We start from the raw sequence: 16,493 nt of genomic DNA, 5'->3' as shown, positions 1-16,493 counted from the left end.
TTTCGCCATGCCAATACCGGGCCTGACCCTGGACCACGTCGGTCTTGCCGTTTTCGACCTCGAAGCCGCCCGTGTCGCCTTCGAGCGCATGGGCTTCACCCTGGCGCCGCGCAGCATGCACGCGGGCACCATGACCGCCGGCGGCGCGGTCGAGCCCTGGGGATCGGGCAACCACTGCGCCATGTTCCGGCGCGGTTATTTCGAGGTGCTCGGCCTGGTCGACCCGGCCCTGCCGAGCAACGTGAAGAAGATGCTCGACCGCTACCAGGGCATGCACATCGTGGCGCTGCGCTGCGATTCCGCCGACGCCGGCTACGCCGCGCTGCAGGCCGCCGGCGTGCGCAGCGAGGCGCCGATGGCGCTGGAGCGCGACGCCATCTTCGGCCCGGCCAACGACGGCGTCCGCCGCGCGATCTTCCGCAACACCTACCTCGACCAGACGCAGACGCCCGAGGCGCGCTTCATCGTCATCGAACACGTCACGCCCGAGGTGCTGTGGCAGCCGCATCTGCTCGACCACGACAACGGTGCGCAGGCGCTGGCCGAAATCATCTTCGTGACCGACGACCTCGCCGCCACCGAACAGCGTTTTACCCGGTTCGCCGGCGCGCCTACCCGGCAGGGCGACGCGTTGCGCTTCGACCTGGCCGCGGGTTCGCTGCGCGTCATGACCGAAGCGGCCCTGCGCGCCGCGCTCCCGGCCGAGCTGGCCGCAGCGCCGCTGCACCGCGTGGCCGGCGCCGGCATCGAGGTCACTTCGCTCGACGCGCTGGAAACCCTGTTCCAGGCGCGCGGCGTGCGCTACGTGCGCGCCACCACGCTCGACGGCGCGGCGCCCGCACTGTGGGTCGGCCCCGAGCATGCGGCCCACGGCATTCTTCAATTCACGCAATCGATCTGATTCATCCTAGGCAAGAGAAAACATGAGAGCAGCAGTCATTTACGAACACGGCGGTCCGGGAAGCATCCAGTTCGAGGCGAATTTCGCCGACCCGGTCGCCGCGTCCGGCGAGGTGATCGTCAAGGTCGGTGCCGCATCGCTGAATTACCACGACGTCTTCACCCGCAACGGCATGCCCGGCATCACCGTGCCAATGCCGATGATCATGGCGCTCGACTTCGCCGGCGAGATCGTGGAGGTCGGCCCCGACGTCGAAGGCGGCTGGAAGGTCGGCGACCGCGTGCTGATCGACCCGTCGGACCGCAAGAACTTCGGCGGCGTGATCGGCGAGGCGCGCCACGGCGGCCTGGCCGAGTTCTGCGCCGTGCCCGACCATCACCTGGTGAAGCTGCCCGACGACGTGTCCTACGAAGTCGCCGCCAGCCTGCCGGTGGCCTACGGCACCGCCTACCGCATGATGACCACGATCGGCAAGATCAAGGCCGGCGAACGCGTGCTGATCCTCGGCGCGTCCGGCGGCGTCGGCACCTGCTGCGTGCAGCTGGCCAAGCTCGCCGGCTGCGAGGTCATCGCCGCCGCGTCCTCGCCCGAGAAGCTCGCACGCCTGAAGGAACTCGGCGCCGACCACCTGCTCGATTACAAGCAGGACGACTTCATGAAATGGGTCTTCACCAACTTCGGCAAGCCGCACCGCCGGCTGGCGGAGAAGGGTGTCGACGTCGTCGTCAACTTCACCGGTGGCGACACCTGGGTGAAGTCGCTGCGCACCCTGCACCGGGGCGGCCGCGTGCTGACCTGCGGCGCCACCGCCGGCTACGACCCCAAGGAAGACCTGCGATTCATCTGGAGCTACGAGCTGCAGGTGCTCGGCTCCAACGGCTGGAGCCGCGACGAACTCATCACCCTGCTCGGCCTGGTGCGCGAGGGCAAGCTCAAGCCGGTGATCGACAAGACCTACGGCCTCGAAGAGATCAACGAAGCGTTCCGCTACCTCGAAGACCGCCAGGTCTTCGGCAAGATCGTGGTGAAGCCATGAGCGAGGCCGCGACCGTCAAGCGGCTCGACCGCGCCGGCCTTGAGGCCATCTTCGAACGCTCCACCTTCATCCGCGCGATGCGCCTCGAAGTGCTGGCGATGGACTACGACAAGGAAGAGCTCAGCGTGCGCATGCCGATCCGCCCGGAGATCGAGCGCGGCGCGCCGGGTTCGCGGCAGTTTCATGGCGGCGCCATCGCGGCGCTGATCGACGTGGTGGGCGACTTCGCCATCGGCATGATGGTCGGCGGCGGCGTGCCCACCATGAACCTGCGCATCGACTACCTGCGCCCCGGCCTCGGCGACTGGCTCGACGCCACCGCCGTGGTGCGCAAGACCGGCCGCACGGCGGCGGTCGTGGATATCGACGTGTTCTCGGCAGACCGCAAACTGGTGGCGGTCGGTCGCGGAACCTATGTGCCCGTCACGGGCTGATCAGGGAGTAGAAAAAATGTCTCGTGCCTCTTCTTCGAAACTTCTCGTGAAATCGCTGCTGGCGTCCTGCGTGCTGCTGGCGGCTTCGTTCTCGGCCACGGCCGCCACCAAGGTGGTCTACGGCAACGTCACCGAAATGACGCTGTCGCAGGCCCCGATGGTCGCGGCCAAGCAGCTCGGCTACTTTGCCGAGGAAGGTCTGGACGTGGAACTGCTGGGCTTCAAGGGCACCGGCACCCTCATTCCGCAGATGCTCGCCAAGCGCGTCGACATCGGCTACCCCAACCCCGACACGCTGATCCTGTCGCAGGCGCCGGGCCAGGAAAAGCTGCCGATCAAGTTCTTCTACAACGCCACCCGGTCGTCGGGCTGGGAGTTCGCGGTGCTGGCCGACTCGCCGATCAAGTCGATCAAGGAGCTCGACGGCAAGACCGTGGGCGTGGGCGCCATGACCTTCGGCAACGTGCCGATCACCAAGGCCCAGTTCAAGGACCTGAAGGTCAACGCCACCATGGTGCCCGTGGGCATCGGCAGCGCAGCCTTCCTGGCGCTGACCAGCAAGCGCATCGACGCGCTGAACCTGTTCGACGCGCAGCACGCCACGCTCGAAGCCCAGGGCACGCAGATCCGCCGGCTGCCGCAGGCGCCGCAGTACGCCGCGCTGTTCTCCAACGGCTTCGTGGCGCACGAAGACATGATTCGCGACAAGCCGCAGGTGCTGGTGGGCTTCGGCCGCGCGGTGGCCAAGGCCACGGTGTTCTGCGAAATCAACCGCGAGGCCTGCGTCAAGCTGTTCTGGAAGGAATACCCCAACGCCAAGCCCGCCGGCGACGAAGCCAAGGTGTTGGCAGACGGCGTGAAGGTGTTCTCCGCGCGCTTCGACAAGATGCTCGACTTCCCCGCCGGCCAGGCGCGGCAGTGGGGCTACTTTCCGCCCAAGACCTGGACCGACTTCGCCAAGGCGCTCAACGCCGGCGGCCAGCTCGCCACGGCCGACGTGAACGTGCAGAACTGCTACACCAACGCCTTCGTCGCGCAGATGTCCACCTTCGACACCGCCAAGATCATCGCGGCGGCCAAGGCGTTCAAGGACTGATCGAAACGTTAGAGAGAGCGGATATTTCCATGAGCATCGAGGTGCCAGTTTTCAAGGCCGACAACATCGAGGTGACCTACCGGTCACAGCGCGGGTCGACCACGGCCATCAACGGATTCAGCACCTCGCTCATGGAAGGGGAGTTTCTCTCCGTCCTCGGGCCCTCGGGCTGCGGCAAGTCGACGCTGCTCAAGGTGGCCTCCGGACTGATGACGCCGTCGGCCGGCGTCGCCGAGTTCTCCGGCAAGCGCATCACCGGCCCGCGCCGCGACGTGGGCATGGTGTTCCAGCAGGCCACGCTGCTGCCCTGGCAGACGGTGATCGAGAACGTGCTGCTGCCGATCCGCACGCTCGGCATGGACGTGGAAGCCGGCACCCGCGCGGCCCGTGGCCTGCTGGAGACCATGGGCCTGTCGAAGTTCGAGAAGCACTATCCGCACGAGCTCTCCGGCGGCATGCAGCAGCGCGTGGGCATCGCACGCGGGCTGGTGCACAACCCCGGCCTGCTGCTGATGGATGAGCCCTTCGCCGCGCTCGACGCCATGACCCGCGAACACATGATGGCCGAGCTGCAGCGCATCTGGATGGAGACGCGCAAGTCGGTGATGTTCATCACCCACTCGATTCCCGAGGCGGTGTTCCTGTCGACGCGCGTCATCGTGCTGTCGGCGCGGCCGGCCAAGGTGCTGCGCGACATCGAGATCGACCTGCCCATGCCCCGCACCCTGGAAACCATGGCCACCCCGCGATTCGGCGAACTCTGCGCCGAACTGCGCGCGTTGTTCGCCCACCACTGATCCGAGCGATGAACGAACGCCTGAAATCCACGATCTATCCGCTCGTCCTGCTGGCCGTGCTGCTGGTGCTCTGGCACTTCGCGGTCAGTTCCTGGGGCGTGCCCAACTACGTGCTGCCGCCGCCCGACAGCGTCGGCCGCGCGCTCTACAAGGCCTATATCGAAGGCGCCTACTGGGGCGACTTCGGCTACACGCTTTCCACCATGGCCATCGGCTATGTCTGCGGCTGCTCGCTGGCTTTCGTCGTCGGCGTGCTGTTCGCCGAATTCCGGGCGCTGGAGCGGTTGCTCTATCCCTTCGTGCTCGGCCTGCAGTCCATGCCCAAGGTGGCACTGGCGCCGCTCATCCTGGTGTGGTTCGGCTTCGGCCTGGCCTCCAAGGCGGTGATGGTCGGCCTGGTCTGCTTCTTTCCGATGTTCATCAACACGGCGGTCGGCCTGAAGGCAACGGATCCGCAACTGCTCGATCTGATGCGTGTCTTCTCGGCCAGTCGCTGGCATGTGCTGACCCGCATCAAGATTCCGTCGGCTGCCGGCCACGTATTCGCCGGCCTGCAGATCTCGGTGGTGCTGGGGCTGATCGGCGCGGTGGTGGCGGAGTTCGTGTCGTCCTCCAAGGGACTCGGCTACCTGATCAACGCGGCCACCACCACGCTGGACACCAGCACCATGTTCGCCGCGCTCATCAGCTTGGCGGTGCTCGGCATCACGGGCAGCCAGCTGGTCAAGCTGCTGCACCGCAAGCTGGTGTTCTGGGACCGCTCGGCGCATTCGTCGCTGTCCGAATAGGTCGGACAGGTCGGGCAGCCAGAAAGCAGATCAAGCGCTGTGGGCGATTCCGGCAAGACCCCGGTCGATGATCTCCCTGGACTGCGCCAGCACGCCGGCGCGCCATGCCGGCGCGCTGGGATAGAACGCTTCGCGGATGTCGTGCATCAGCGAGACGCGCAGGGCCGGGTCGGCATCGGGCGTGGCCCACAGCCAGCGCGCGGCCATGGAGGCGCGCTGCATCGCCGGGCGGGGCAGGGTGCCGAACTCCACCACCACGGCGGTCGTCTGCTGCCCGGCCAGCATGTCGCAGAAGGCGTCGACCAGCAGGCCCTGGTACTTGGCCACCGCCTTGTGGGTGACGCCTTCGCGGTTGACCGCGCGCTCGCCCCACCAGCGGCGGGCACGTTCGTAGCCGGGGCTGCCCGGTGGGTGGAAGCACAGGAAGATATGGCCGTCGTGCGGGCCGATGCCGGTGTGCAGGTCGACCATGGCGGCGCTGGTGGCGCCGGCGAGATGCTCGCGCACGATGGTGCGGAAGGTGCGGTTGGACCACTGCTCCCGCGCACCGCCGTAGAAGATGCCTTCCGGGTGGCTGTACTGGCCGCCGTTGAAGGCGTCGGAATAGGCCTGTTCCCCGACCTGGTCCTTGAAAGCCGCCAACTGTGCGAACAGGCCTTCCACCTCGTCCTCGCGCCATTCGGGTCGGGCGATGAGCTGGTGCACCTGCGCATAGCCGGGGTTGGCCGGCGGAGTGGCGGACCAGTCGACGAAGTTGCGGTTGAGGTCGACGTTCTCTTCGGTGAAACGCAGCGCGTGGGCAAAGCCCCACGGGTTGTGCGCATGGATGAACAGCACCGCCGCGCCGGCTGGAATGCTCGCCATGTCGAAGGTCTTCATCCAGTTCGTCTGCGCCGCCGAGCCCGAATAGCCTTCGATGCCGTGCGTGCCGCAACCCACTACCAGCACATGGCGGGCATCGGCCGCGCCCATGCGGGCCACGTCCATGAACAGTGCCTCGCCGCTCGGGCCTTTGGCCTCGGTATGGGGATAGCTGGTAACGGCCGCGCCGCAGTCGCGTGCGGCGTCCAGGAACTTCTGCCGCGCCTGCGGGTATGTATCAGAGAAAACAGACAAGTCAAACAATCTAGACCTCGGCCAACGGTTGGAATGACTTTTAATTTTATGGCGGGTTCATTGGATTTTTATTCCAAGCTCTGCTGACTTTCCTCGCTTTACAGGCTCAAACATGTTGTTCAACCTCGGAAAACTGACCGATCCTTCCAAAGACCCGAAAGCCGTCGCGCTGATCGACTGCACCGATTTCGCGGATCCGCAGACCTATACCCACGAGTCGCTGGACATGCTGGCCTACGCCTTCGCCCGTGGCCTGGTGGCGCGTGGCCTGCAGCCGGGCGACAGCGTGGCGCTGATGGCGATCAACAGTGCGCAGTACCTCATCGCCTACCTGGGCACCATGCGTGCCGGCATGGTCGCGGTGCCGGTCAACTACAAGCTGGCGCAGGACACGATCGAGCTGATCCTGAACGACTGCGCCGCCAGACTGGTGCTGGTGGACGGCCCGCGCGCCGGTCAGTTGCCGCCGGGCACCGACGCGGTACGGCTCGACAACGCGGAGTGGTCGGCCTTCCTGGACCACGGCCCCTTCGAGACCGTGCGCCCGGCGCCCAACGCCTGCGCGATGATCCTCTACACCTCCGGCTCCACCGGCCGGCCCAAGGGCGTGCAGCTGTCGCACGAAGGCCAGCTGTGGGCGCTGGAGGCGCGCACCAAGGGGCGTGCGGCCATCGACCAGGAGCGCTTCATCGTCGCCGCACCGCTGTTCCACATGAACGCGCTGGCCTCCTGCAAGCTGGTGCTGGTGGCGCACGCCAGCATGGTGCTGCTGCCGCAGTTCGAGGCGAAGCAGTTCATCGCCGCAATCGAGCGATTCGGCGTCACCTGGGTCACCTCGGTGCCCACCATGATGGCCATGGTGGTGGCGCAGAAGGAGGCGCTCGCCGCCATCGACACCCGCCATGTGCGCTACGTGCGCATGGGTTCGGCGCCGGCCACCGACCAGCTCTACGCGGCGGTGCAGGCGGCGTTCCCCAAGGCGACGCTGGCCGGCGGTTACGGCACCACCGAGGGCGGACCGGTCGTCTTCGGGCCGGCGGCCGGCAAGACCATTCCCGGCGGCGGTCTGGGCTGGCCGTCGCCCGGCGTCGAAGTGCGGCTGGTAGGGCCGGGCGGCGATTCGGAAAGCGACGGCGAACTGTGGATGCGCACGCCGGCCAACATGCTCGGCTACCTGAACCTGCCCGAGAAGACGCGACAGGTGCTCACGGAAGACAACTGGTACAAGTCCGGTGACGTCTTCCATCGCGACCCGCAAGGTTGCTACTTCTTCGTCGGCCGGGTCGACGACATGTTCAATTGCGGCGGCGAGAACATCTATCCCGGCGAGGTCGAGCAGGTCATCGAACGCATGCCGGCGGTGATGCAGGCCATCGTGGTGCCGGTGCCCGACGAGATCAAGGGCCAGAAGCCAGTCGCCTTCGTGGTGCTGCGCGCCGGGCACGAAATCGGCGAGGACGAGGTCAAGAACTTCGTGCTGGCCAACGCGCCGGCCTACCAGCATCCGCGCAAGGTGTGGTTTCTGGACAGCCTGCCGCTGGCCGCCACCAACAAGGTCGACCGGCGCGAGCTGATGCGCCTGGCGCAGGCACCTGCCGCCGCCGTTTCGGCCTGACCGGCTCGCCATGCCACCGCTCGTATCGAACGGCGGCATGATCGGAGGATGAACGTATTTTTTCTGGGGGCCGTGGCCGGCCTGGTCATGGGGCTGACCGGTGCGGGCGGCGGTGTGTTGGCGGTGCCCTTGCTGGTGTTCGGACTCGGCCTGGGCGTGGCGCAGGCGGCGCCGATCGGGCTGGTCGGCATCGCCACCGCCACCGGCGTCGGCACGGTGCTCGGCCTGCGTGCCGGCACCGTGCGCTGGCGCGCCGCCTTGTTGATCGGCGTGGTCGGCGTCGCCGTCTCGCCCCTGGGGGCCATCGCCGCGCACGCCTTGCCGGACGCACCGCTCACCCTGCTGTTCGCTGCCGTGCTGGCGCTGAGTTCGTCGCGCACGCTGTACGGCGCACTGCGCCCGTCGACCATCGTGGCGCGCGACGAGGACCTGATCCCCTGCCTGCTCAACCCCGCCTCGGGCCGGCTGCGCTGGACACGGCGCTGCGCCGTCTTCATGGCGGCGGTGGGCGGCGTGTCGGGGTGGATGAGCGGCATGTTCGGCGTCGGCGGCGGCTTCGTCATCGTGCCCTCGCTCAAGCGCTACAGCGACGTCAGCCCGCGCGAGGTGCTGTCGACCTCGCTGGCGGTGATCTTCATCGTGTCGGGGTCGGGCGCAGCGCTGGCACTGGCGCATGGGCGGGCGGCGCCGGCGATCGCGGTGCCGTTCTCGGCGGGGTGTCTGGCGATGCTGCTGGTGGGGAGCGCGGTGGCGGGGCGTGTGAATCAGCGGTGGACGACGATCGCGTTTGCGGCGGTGGGGTTTTTGGTGGCGGGGATGTTGGTGTTGAAGGTAGTTGGGGGATTGGTGGTTTGAGGCGGGGTTTCTGCTTTTTTATTGGTCAATTTGCCAATGGATTTGGAGTGGCGCGAGGTGTGCCTCAGGAAATTCCGGTAACCTTTTATTTGGTTTAACCGTAGTTAAGAATACGGTTCAATTTTTAGCGCCAGAATCTTCTGAACAATCTCTAGAGCCGCCGGCTCGTTGAACTCCAGCCCCATTCGCTCTTCTTCAATCCATCGCAAATATTGAACAAGTTCAAGCGATGCATTTTCCTTGCATAATATTGCTGATAAATTTGGAATGTACCCGTCATATTCATTTTCTGCGCCTTCTGTTCTATTTATTCCTATTGGATCCCAGTCCTGAAATAATATATCTTTGATTTTATAAAAAAGAGATTGAGATTTTTTCATTATGGCTTTCCCTGGATCACTGTAATAACTCGACTGGTGGTTGTGCTCATAATAACTCTAAAATTGTTTTGCCGATCATAATAGCCTTTTTTCCCATCCCGCGTCGGGTATGGTTCGCCGGTTTTGAGCGCGTTTTCGACTGCTGATATAGGAATTCCTCGGCCTTGCATTTGATCAAGCGCATGGCCTGTGTATGTGGTCTTACCAACTATGGTTGAAATGTTTGAGCCCGGTTTTACGTCCATTGGACTTCTGATAGAGCCTCTCGGTAGCGAATTTGACGAATATTGTTCATTCGCGGCTATACCGCCGGAAGCTATCGATTTGCTCGAGCCTGGTAATGCGCCTTGTACTGGATCCAGCGCGAACCCGATCGCCATCCTCTCATCGGCCGTCAGGTCCGCCAGCCCGTATTCACCCCCCGCCTGGATCAGTTTGGCCTCGACGATGGCGTTGCTGGCTGAGGCGATCTGGCGGTCTGTTTCGCCGATCTGCTGCGTCAGTGCGTCGCGCTCGGCGCCTTGTGCACGGGTCTGCGCTTCGACCAGCTGAGCGCGGTAGTTCTGCAGGTCGGCGCGGTCTTGCTGCACGGCGTCTACGGCACCGCCGCAGTCGGTCTTCGCCGTCAGGCAGGCGTCGAGTGCTCGGGAATTGTTTGCCAGGCTGGTGTCCTGGCTGGCGCGCTGGATGCCGGCGATGCAGGCTGCGTTGCCATTGCAGTCGGCGATCTGCTGGTTTCTGCTGCGGAGGTCGGCGCTGCTCAGGTAGTTGTTGGTCGTGGCGTTGAACCCGCCGGCCGCTCCCGCGCCACCGCCGACCACAGCGCCGATGGCCGATCCGGCGGCGGTCACCAGCGCCTCCTTGATGCCGACAGGTAGTTCGCTCGATGCGATCTGCCGGGCCACCACATCGATCGCCGCCTGACTCGCCAAGGCCCCGGCCGCGCCGGCCGCACCACCGGTCAGGCCCCCGAGCACCGTATGCGCCGCCACGCGGTAGCTCCCACCCTCGGCCCACTTGGCCGCCTCGGTGGGATCGCTCTCCTTCAGTTCGCGGTACTTCGCATCCGCGTAGTCGCCGATCGCCTTGGCTGCCTGCTGGCCGAAGGTGGCGGTGATCTGGACCTGGGCGGCTACTTCCTTCTGGACCTTCTGCGCATCGAATTTTTTCTCGATGCCCTGGGCGTCGTCGTCGGTGCGCACCGAGGTGTCGCCGGCGATGCCGCTGACGCCGCTGGTGGTGGTGCTTGCCGCATGGCCACTGGTGCGCCCGATGCCCGCGGCCGCACCGTTGACGCCGCCGGCGGCGTTGGGCGTGGCGCCCTGGGCGCTGCCGTCGCTGGGTTTGCCGCCGCCGCCGCTGCTGTAGCCGCCCGAGAAGCTGAAGCCGCTGGCGTGCCAGTCTTCGCGGTTCTCGATGTCGCGGGTGGTGAGGTTCGTCGTCTCGAAGGTGTTCCTGCCGGCCTGCACCGCCCCCTCGGTGCTGGCGATGGCGCCGCCGGTAAGGCTCGTGTCGCCCTGCACCTTTACCTGGAAGCCGCCGTCTCCGGCCTGGAAGCCGCTGCGCTCGGCGACGCTGGCGTAGTCGGCATCGACCCGGCTCTGGCCGACCGATAGGCTGCCGCCGGAGCGGCCGTAGCCCAGGCTCACCGAGCCGCCGAGGCTCTGTTGGCGGCTGTCGAACTTCGCCGTGTCCTGCCGGCTCTCGATGACAAGGTTGCCGCCGATGTCGGCTCTCACCTGAGCGGCCTGGACGACGCCGCCGGCCAGCGTGGTGTCGCCGCCGCTCTGGATGCTGAGCTGTCGGCCACCGGTCACATGGCTGTTGACCTGGCGGGTCTCGCTGCCGTCGGCGCGGCCTCGGGCCCCCGAGGCGCTGGCGTTGAACATCAGGCCGTCTGTGCCGAAGCTCACGCCTACGCTGGCCGCGCTGCTGCTGTTTTTGCTGTGCTGCTCGTTCGTGTCCTGGGCGGAGACGATGTCGATGCGGTGGTCGGCCTCCAGGGTCACGTCCTGGCGGGCGGTCACCTCGCTGCCCTGGATGAGGAGGTCGCTGTCCTGGCCGCCGCCCGTGGCGCGGATGGTGACGTTGCGGGCCTGGACGGTGCTGGCGCGGGCGCTGTCGGATGTCGTGGTCGTGGTGGAGCTGCTGCGGCTGGCGCCGACGCTGAGCGCGAGGTTGACGCCGCCTCCGCCACTCGATGCAGCGTCCTGCAGGCCACCGACCGCCGTGGCCCCGCTCATGGCGGTGCTGGCCGCGCCGAGCAGCTTCATGCGGGCGCTGCCGGTGTCGCCGGTGGCCTCGGCACTGGCGACCGCGCTCTGCGCGGCGGCGATGACCGGGCTGGTGACGGCCAGCGTCAGGCCGCTCTGGCGGGCGTGCTGCTCGGTGGTGCTGCGCTCGGTCTCGCGGGCTTCGGTGATCCTGACGTTGCGCGCGGTGACGGCGATGTCGCCCTCGGGGGCGAGCACGTCGCTGCCGGTCTGGGTGTAGGTGCCGCCAGCCGTCAGCGTGACATCGCCGGCGATGGCGCCGACGGTGCTGGCGGCCGCGCTCGTGGCCGCGCGGGTCTGCTCGCCGCCGATGGCCTGGCTGCCCAGGGTGACGCCGAAGCCGCCGCTGCCCATGAGGCCGGATCGTTTGGTCTCGGCGGCGGTGGCCGAGCGCTCCTGTTCCCGTGCCGCTTCGATGGTCAGACCCCGGCCGGCGGTGATCGCCACGCCCTCGTCGCCGATGACGGTCGATCCCCTCACCAGCGTATCGCGGCCCGACGTAATGGTGACCGTCTTGCCGCCGAGGTCCGAGCCGATGGCCGTGTCGCGCTCGCGTTGTTCGCGGGAGGCTTGGCTGTAGGAGGACAGAAGGCCGGAGCTCCGGGCGTAGCGCGCGTCGTCACTGGCGGTCGTGGCGCGGCCTTCCGATATCCGTACGTCGCGCGTGGCGGTGACGGCGAGGTCGCCCCGGGCGTCGACGGTGGCAGCGCGGGTGATGAGGTCCTGGCCCGCGCTCAGGGCGGTGTCGCCGCCCGAGCGGATCAGGCTGCCGACCTCTCGGGTGGCCGCCTGGCGCAGGTAGTTGCGCTCGTCGGCGGTGAGGTCGGAGCGCTCGGCGGTGGTGAGGGTCGTCAGGTTGAGGTCGCGGCCTGCCTCCACGCGCACCTCGCCCTGGCTGTCGAGGACGCCGGCGACGAGAGTCACATCGCGGCCGGCGCTGGCGACCAGGGTTCCACCCTTGCCGTCCTTGCCGGTGACGTAGAGCCCGGCGACGCGGTCGACCTGGGTGAGGCTGCTCGTGGATCGACCCGAGGTGGCCGAGGCGGTGCGGGTAGTCGACTCGACTGTCAGGTCGCGGCCGGCGCTGGCAGAGAGATTTGTCTCGGCCTCGATGCGCCCGCCCGTGACGCGCAGGTCTTCTTCGGCTCGCACCGTGGCGTCGGCACCGGCGATGCGCCCGAGGTTGTCGACGTTGCGGGCCGTGAGCGTGACCACCTCGCGCCCGGCGATGGTGCCGGTGTTGCGGGCGTCTTCGGTCAGGCGGATATCCACCTGCCGACCGGCGAGCAGCGCGCCGTCTGGCGCGAGGTCGCCCGCGCGGGTGCGCACGTAGACCTGCGGCACCAGGGCGGTGGTGGTGCTGCCGTCGGGCAGGCTCACCTCGCGCTCGACGAGCCAGACGATATCGCTGGTGAGCTGGGCCATCTGCTGCGCCGACAGGGCCACGCCCGGCACCAGCTGCCATTGCGTGGCGAAGGTGGCGGCCGCGTCCAGCAGGCCCTGGTATTGCGCCTGGTCGCTGGCGTAGCCGGCCAGGCGCGGGCGGCCGGTGAGCTGGGCGACTTGCTCGCGCACCAGGCGCTGCTCGTAGAAGCCGTCGCCCAGGCGCTTGTCGATGCTGGCCGGGCGCAGGCCCAGGGCTTCGAGCAGGTAGTCGCTGGAGAGCCAGCGGCGCTGGTCGGTAAAGCGCGGGTCGGTCTCGATCAGGTAGCCGGTGGCAGGCGATGGGCTGGGGCGGAACAGGCCGCTGGTGGGGACGGTCCAGCCGGTGGAGCTGGTGTCGATCGACAGGACCTGCTGGCCGGGCTCGCCGGTGGACAAGACCGTGTGGCGCGCGCCGGGCTGTACGCCGCTGCCAACAGGGCGGGTGTCGCCCAGCGCCTGCGCGCTGCCGAGCGTGGTGGTGACGTTCTCGACGACACCCACGTAGTCGCCCGCGCCGTAGCGGCCCTCGCGCACCCGGTAGGGGTCGTATTCGACGTGGTCGCGGCGGAAGTCGCCGTAGCCGGTGACGACGCGCTCGCCCGGGGTCTCCTGGTTGACGAGGGTCCTGCCGTCGAGGGCCAACTGGCCGCCGGCGAGGATCTGGCTGTCGGTGTTGAAGACATGGCCCGCGTCGATGCGGAGGTCACCGCCCGCGAGGATGCGGCCCGGGGTGCCAGGGTTGTCGACGACGGTCTGCTCGGTCTCGGTGCGCTTGACGCGGATGCGATCGTAGTCGCGGTAGGCGCGCGAGATGAGGTCCTGGTTGTAGGCGGTGAGCCGCTGGCGCAGCTCGTCGTGCTGGCCGACGGGGACCTCGAAGAGCGCCCAGACGGAGCTGTCCTCGGGGTAGAAGTAGCGCTCGAAGAAGGTGGTCTGCTGGGGGCCGGCCTCGGTGTCGGCGGTGACGATGCGGCTCTCTTCGAGCGTGTAGGGCACGCGCGAGTACTTCTCGAAGGGGTAGCGGGCGCTGGGGGCGACGTATTCGAGACGCTCCAGGCTGGTAGCGCCGTTGTCGAAGCGGTCGGCCGCGCACCGGTTGCAGCGGCCGAGCTCGCTCTCCAGGTAGCGCACGCCGCCGAGGACGATGTATTCGACTTCGCTGGCTTCGGTGAGTTGTTCGGTGCGGTGCTCGGTGCGGGTGGTGAGACCGGGGTTGGTGTTGCGGACTGCGGAGGCTGCGATGGAGGCGCCGCCGAGGGACTCGATGGTGGCGGACGTGTTCTCCAGGAGCGTGGCGCTGCCGGTGGCGTGGCCGCTGGCGTCGAGCGCGCCGCCGATGGCCAGGGCGTCGTCTGCGCTGCCGGCGCTGAGGATCAGCGCGCCCTGGCGGTTGACGATATGGCCGGCGCCAATGTCCAGGCGCTGGCGGGCGGCGATGACCGGGGTGTCGGTCTTGCCGGCGATGGTCTCGGCGTCGTTGGTGAGGGTGTCAGCGCCAAGGGCGACGTGGTCGCCGTAGATCCGGCCGGTGCCGAGGTTGGAGACGGTGGCAGCGTCCAGGCGGGTGGCGGTGCCGTCGATCAGGCCGCGGTTGATGATCTGATCGCTGGCCTGCAGGTGCGTGTTGCTCGCGGTGATGTCGCCGGCAGCGGTGTTGTCGATGGTCTGGGCGACGATCCGCAGGCTGTCGGTGGCGCTGACCTCGGCCTGGTTGGTGAAGCGGCCTGCGGCGGTGATGCGGGCGTTGCCGCCGGCAGCGAGGGTGCCGGTGTTGGTGAAGTCGGCGGCCAGATCGAGGTCGAGGTCGCCGCCTGCGAGGACGCTGCCGGCCTGCAGGTCGGACGCCTGGATGCGGGTGTGGCGGCCCGATTGCAGGGTGCCGGTGGCGCTGGTGATGACCGGCGCCAGGGAGCCTGGGTTGGTCGCGCCCAGGCTCAGATCGCGGCCGGCGACGAGGCGGCCGTCGGTGTTGTCGATGCGCTGGCCGGCGGCGATGGTCAGGTCGCCGTTGGCTGCGACCCGGCCGGCGGTGTTGTCGAGCGCGACCGTGGTCAGTGCGGCATCGCCCAGGGCCTGGATCGCGCCGGTCTGGTTGTGGATGCGGCCGGCAGCGAGCGTGAGGTTCGACTCACTCTGGATGACGCCCGAGCCGATGTTGGTGATGTCGCCGGTGACCGTGGCCGACAGCGGGCCGCCGGAGCCGACGTAGCCGGCCGTGTTGTCGAGAGCGCCGGACGCGATGGCGAGGGCGCCGCCGGCCACGATGCCGCCAGCGTGGCTGGCGTGGCCGGCCGCATCGGTGTTGACGATGGCCTGGCCGTGGGTGTCGAGCGCCAGGGCGCCGCCTGCCTGGATCAGGCCCTGGTGGTTGTCCAGGATGCCGCTGGAGACGCTCGCCGTGCCCTCGCTGGCGAAGGTGCCGCCCCGGTTGTCGAGGGTGCCGGTGGTGAGCCCAACGTCCTGCCGACCGGTGATCGCGCCCGCGCGGTTGTCGAGTGCGCCGCCCAGCGTGTCGAGGCTCAAGACGCCCTGGCTCGACGCGATGTGCCCGCCCTGGTTGTCGATGCTGGTGGAGGCGATGCGCAAATCGCCCGCAGCGACGATGGTGGATGCCCGGTTGTTGAGGCCCCGTGCGGCGTCGAGGCCCAGCGTGCCGGCCGCGCCGATGGTGGTGCCTTCGGTGTTGGTGATGCCGCCGGCCGAGGTGACTGCGGCGTTGGCCTCGCTGCGGATGAGCGCCTGCGCGCCGGTGTTCTGCACGCCCTGCGCGGTGCGGATCGCCAAGTCGCCCCGGGCCTGGATCGTGCCCCGGTTCTCCAGCCGACCGTCGGCAGTCATCACGAATTCGCCGGCTGCCGACAAGGTGCCGTCGTTGCGCACGCCCAGGCCGGCTTCGGTGCCGATCAGCCAGATCTTGTGGGCGTACATGCCGCCGATGGCGGCGACGTCCAGGGCGAAGCGCGGGCGGTCGGCAGGCGCGCCGGTCGCTGCCGTGACGGTGCTGGCATCGGCCGAGGCGTCGTGGGCGCCGGCGGCGACGGTGAGGTGCTGCGCCCACAGGCCGGCGTTCAGGGCGATGGCGCGGGCCAGGATGGCGCCGTGGTCGGCCGCGCCCAGGTCGAGCCCGGCGCCCTCGATGGTGACGCTGCCCTGGCGTACCCGGAACGATGCGAGGTTGCCGCCCTCGAAGACCGGCACGCCGGTGGTGAGCGTGACGCGGCTGGCGTTGATGAAGCCGGCGCCGTCCACCGCGATGCCGGCGGGGTTGGCGATGACGACTTCGGCCCGGGGACCGGCGACCTCGACGGGGCCGCGCAGCCGGCTCGGGTCGCTGGAATTGACTTCGTTGAGGATGACCCGTGCGCTGCCGGCGGCCATCCACGGATTGCCCTGGACCCAGCCGCCGAGCTGGGTCTGCACATTGCTGCGGCTGTTGTTGAGGATGGCGCCCGGCCGGGCGACGTCGAACTGGCGGTAGGTGTTGCGGCTGACGCCGGCCGCCGAGGGGCTCTGAATGTTGACCAGCGGCACCCCGTTGGGCGCCTGCAGCACCGTGGGGCGCTGGGTGCCGGGGGCCGTGGGGTCGGCGGCGATCTGGGCCTGGGCGGCGGCGGCGCAGAGCACCAGCCCGATCACCACAGACCCGGCGCGACGGTCGCCCGAGGCCGCCTTGCCGCTGCCCGCCGCACTCTCCTGCACGGCCATGAGGGCGCCCCGGGCGCGGTTGAAGACGAGGCGATGCGACTGGCGGTTCATGGCGGTGCAGCTGGCGAGAAA

The 16,493-nt window shown here is 68.1% G+C and carries 11 protein-coding genes; 8 read left to right on the top strand and 3 right to left on the bottom strand.

Annotated elements, in window-relative coordinates; all coding sequences use genetic code 11:
- Nucleotides 1–7 precede the first annotated feature (7 nt).
- The 6 genes from R9X41_RS19485 to R9X41_RS19460 are packed head-to-tail and all read left to right on the top strand — an operon-like array spanning nt 8 to nt 5,052.
- Nucleotides 8–901, top strand: a complete 894-nt coding sequence (locus R9X41_RS19485) for a VOC family protein (RefSeq protein ID WP_318632095.1) — start codon at nt 8–10, stop codon at nt 899–901.
- 22 nt (nt 902–923) lie between these two features.
- Entirely contained in the window at nt 924–1,937 is a 1,014-nt protein-coding gene (locus tag R9X41_RS19480; protein ID WP_318632094.1) for a zinc-binding dehydrogenase, read from the top strand.
- Entirely contained in the window at nt 1,934–2,371 is a 438-nt protein-coding gene (locus tag R9X41_RS19475; protein ID WP_318632093.1) for a PaaI family thioesterase, read from the top strand. Before R9X41_RS19480 ends, R9X41_RS19475 begins: the two co-directional genes overlap by 4 nt.
- Before the next feature lie 46 nt (nt 2,372–2,417).
- The gene (locus tag R9X41_RS19470; protein ID WP_318632092.1) at nt 2,418–3,467 is read left to right on the top strand and encodes an ABC transporter substrate-binding protein; all 1,050 of its coding nucleotides are present in this window, start codon (nt 2,418–2,420) and stop codon (nt 3,465–3,467) included.
- Between the two features lie 29 nt (nt 3,468–3,496).
- Nucleotides 3,497–4,264, top strand: coding sequence for an ABC transporter ATP-binding protein (locus R9X41_RS19465; RefSeq protein ID WP_318632091.1), 768 nt, complete (start codon nt 3,497–3,499; stop codon nt 4,262–4,264).
- A gap of 8 nt (nt 4,265–4,272) precedes the next feature.
- Complete coding sequence (locus R9X41_RS19460) at nt 4,273–5,052, top strand: ABC transporter permease (protein WP_318632090.1); 780 nt, start codon at nt 4,273–4,275, stop codon at nt 5,050–5,052.
- Nucleotides 5,053–5,082: 30 nt separating this feature from the next.
- On the opposite strand, the gene R9X41_RS19455 is transcribed toward R9X41_RS19460, so the two are convergent.
- A complete protein-coding gene (locus tag R9X41_RS19455; protein ID WP_318632089.1) occupies nt 5,083–6,168 on the bottom strand; it encodes a M14 family metallopeptidase in 1,086 nt (361 codons plus the stop codon).
- Nucleotides 6,169–6,280: 112 nt separating this feature from the next.
- On the opposite strand from R9X41_RS19455, the gene R9X41_RS19450 reads away from it, so the two are divergent.
- Together R9X41_RS19450 and R9X41_RS19445 are read left to right on the top strand one after the other, a co-directional pair.
- Nucleotides 6,281–7,783 carry a class I adenylate-forming enzyme family protein gene (locus R9X41_RS19450; protein ID WP_318632088.1) on the top strand — a complete coding sequence of 501 codons (1,503 nt, stop codon included), beginning with the start codon at nt 6,281–6,283 and terminating at the stop codon, nt 7,781–7,783.
- Between the two features lie 48 nt (nt 7,784–7,831).
- Nucleotides 7,832–8,638 (top strand): sulfite exporter TauE/SafE family protein, encoded by an 807-nt coding sequence (locus tag R9X41_RS19445; protein WP_318632087.1) that lies wholly within the window; start codon nt 7,832–7,834, stop codon nt 8,636–8,638.
- 104 nt (nt 8,639–8,742) lie between these two features.
- Here R9X41_RS19445 and R9X41_RS19440 read toward each other — a convergent pair whose 3' ends face one another.
- Nucleotides 8,743–9,018, bottom strand: a complete 276-nt coding sequence (locus tag R9X41_RS19440; RefSeq protein ID WP_318632086.1) for a hypothetical protein — start codon at nt 9,016–9,018, stop codon at nt 8,743–8,745.
- A complete protein-coding gene (locus tag R9X41_RS19435; protein ID WP_318632085.1) occupies nt 9,018–16,472 on the bottom strand; it encodes a hemagglutinin repeat-containing protein in 7,455 nt (2,484 codons plus the stop codon). Before R9X41_RS19435 ends, R9X41_RS19440 begins: the two co-directional genes overlap by 1 nt.
- Nucleotides 16,473–16,493 lie beyond the last annotated feature (21 nt).

Source organism: Xylophilus sp. GOD-11R (assembly GCF_033546935.1).
GTDB lineage: Bacteria > Pseudomonadota > Gammaproteobacteria > Burkholderiales > Burkholderiaceae_C > Xylophilus.
Note: the sequence above shows the minus strand (reverse complement) of the source record. Positions and strands in the feature narration are given on the sequence as shown.